The organism is Anabaenopsis sp. FSS-46 (genome assembly GCF_029891665.1).
Lineage (GTDB): Bacteria > Cyanobacteriota > Cyanobacteriia > Cyanobacteriales > Nostocaceae > Anabaenopsis > Anabaenopsis arnoldii.
The window spans coordinates 1-2,752 of record NZ_JANQDG010000150.1 but is presented as its reverse complement, the minus strand read 5'-3'; the positions used below and the strand labels follow the sequence as shown (position 1 = coordinate 2,752).

The window sequence follows — 2,752 nt, the reverse complement described above, 5'->3', positions numbered from 1 at the left end:
TAAACTAACTTGGTTGGCGGTAATACCACCCATACCGATGCGGTCTATACCTAATTCAAAGTCTTTGAGGACATTGGGTACATCGGGTAGGGAACCGCCAACTACTAACCAGAAGTTATCTGCACCTTGACCGCCCCAGAGTGAATTGTTACCACCCTGTCCGGCGTAGAGGCTGTCATTACCATCGCCACCAAACAGGCGATCGCCCACAGTAGAATACAATTGGTCATCACTGGAACCACCATAGAGGCGATTATGACCATCTGGGCTAGAGCGCAGCACGTCCCGACTGGAACCACCAAACAGCATTTGTCCCTGGCCTTCTGCTACCTGTAGGGTGTCATGGTCAGCACCACCGAGGAGGATGTTAGGTCCGTCGGCTTCCACAACCGTCAAGGTATCTTGACCGCGACCGCCATCTAAAACGCTGGTACTGGCTGGACCTTGAGTACCAATCATTAAGGTATCATTCCCATCCCCACCGTTAGCTAAAGATACACTGGCTACCATGATGGTGTCATTACCGTTCCCGCCTAAAACTTCTATATAGGAAACTTGGCTGGCATCAACTACGTCATCACCATGACCGGAAAATACTGTTTTCAGGGGTTGATTACGGTTTAAAAGAATGTCGTCAGATTCCGCAGTACCAAAAATTAAAGGATTGGGGTCTAAGGGGGCGGTGGCTATCCTACCTTGTGTATCTGCTAACAACACAATCTCATCACCATAAACCCGGCGTTCTGTGTTGATTAAGTTGTACTCAGCATCTAGGATAGGGAAAACATAGACTGGAGTCATGAGGACTTTAGCACTGGCTCCCCCAGCAGGATTAAGGCGCTCTAGGTTTACTTCCAGGTGACCGTAGTGCTTACCACCATCAATAAGTTGTGGTACTCCGTCAATCTGTTGCCATAATTCCCCTTCTCTCTGGTCAGCAGTCCACTGGCTGAACTCGTTATAATTAAGTAGAGGCTTGTCTAAACCGGAGCCATCGCGTTTTTGTCCCCTCAAGCCATCACCAGCTACCCCCACATCGTAGTAGCTTACCCCAATCCCATCGCCATCTTGATCTACAAGACTGCGTTCAAACATCTCACTATGACCGGACAAAACCCCAGCTACCCCATATTCCTCAAACATACTATGGTACTGGCGCATGGGTGTTCCTGCTTGTCCAGTGGATAAAACATGATTCATCGGTTGACCATGTTCCCCACTGCTGTAAGGTACATGATGAAACTGGACAAAAATAATCTGTCCTTGGCTGCGAGCATCATCAAGTTGCTCCATGACCCAGTTCCACTGAATACTACCAGGATTGAAATCAGCTAAGTCAGTTCCTCCAGCGGCTTCATACTGCTCACGGGTGTAGTTTTCCTGAGTGTCTGTTCCCGGTTCTGTATATTCCCTACCAGTAATTTTAGGCGGTTTTCCTTCCCCACCATAGTTAGAGCGGCGGTCATCCGGCTCCCCATTAGAACTATCTAAGGTGAGGATAGTTACCGGACCGTAGTCAATGCGATAGTAATTATCCCGATGATCAGGAGTGCCGTTGTCAGGGGCATCAAAGTAAATATGATACTTATCCCGCCCGAATTTAGGGCCAAATCGACCATCCCTATCTGTACCATAGCCGCCATTGAGAGATCCGAAGTTCTCCCAGTTACCTAAAGCTGGTAATATGGGGTATTGAGATAAACCGCTATCAAACTCTCCGGCGTTGTGTCTAAAAAATTCATCCCACCCGGGTTGATAGCCGCCTCCCTGTACTAAATCCCCTGGCATCATCAAAAAGTCAGGGTGACGACTGTTAACTACAGCTAGGTTTTGTCGGTACCCTTCCGTTTCGGTGAGGGCATAACGTAGGGTTTGGTTGGCCCCAGAGCCAGATGTGCCAAAGGTGTCAGCCCACTGACTATTACTAAGTGCGGGGCGTTCTATGGAGTTAGTGGCTAAGGCTCCGGGTTGCCATTCCCGATTAGTCACCCTTCCCTGGGGTTCGGTTTCGCTGTCAGACATGGCTATAAAGCGAACACTAGACCAATCTGTATTACTAGGGGCGGTTTTAAAGGTAGAGGTAAAAGTCTCACTCCCCAGGGTGACTGTGTAGTTATAGGTTTGCCCTGGTAATAAACCTTGCACATCTATACTGTGCTTATAGTTGTTGTCACTGATTAACCAAGAACCCGGCTCTAGTCCAGAGATATTTTGATTTTTCTCGGCTGTAGTATAGGTCAAGAGGGGTTGAAAGACGGGGGTACTAACTAAAGCCAGAGGGTTATTTAAACCGGGTCCGGTTATGGTTAATCTCCCTGGTATATCTTGTTGGGTAAACCAGGTGATATCAATCCCTTGAGATGATGGATTTTGCAGATAGGGATTAATTCTAAATTCAGACATGGTGTAAAACCTCCTTGGGTAGTGTTTTCACTTTTAGCTACGGGGAGATCCCGGACTTCTATAGGATTTGTGGTCACATGGGAAAATGTGGTGAGAAGTCCGGGATTTGATTTAAGCAAAGACGAACTGACTGGAATCGTTGAGATTGAATTGGGCTATATTGACCCCTTCGATGAGGGCGACATCTGTACTACCTACCTGAATGATAGTGTTACCATTTTGACTTAATAAACTAACTTGGTTGGCGGTAATACCACCCATACCGATGCGGTCTATACCTAATTCAAAGTCTTTGAGGACATTGGGTACATCGGGTAGGGAACCGCCAACTACTAACCAGAAGTTATCT

The 2,752-nt window shown here is 47.3% G+C and carries 2 protein-coding genes; both read right to left on the bottom strand.

Features of this window, described 5'->3' with window-relative positions; translation table 11 throughout:
• The coding region (locus NWP21_RS18070; protein WP_280793747.1) for a metallophosphoesterase at window positions 1-2,403 on the bottom strand (2,403 nt) is incomplete at its 3' end.
• A gap of 111 nt (window positions 2,404-2,514) precedes the next feature.
• The coding region (locus tag NWP21_RS18065; RefSeq protein ID WP_280793746.1) for a hypothetical protein at window positions 2,515-2,752 on the bottom strand (238 nt) is incomplete at its 5' end.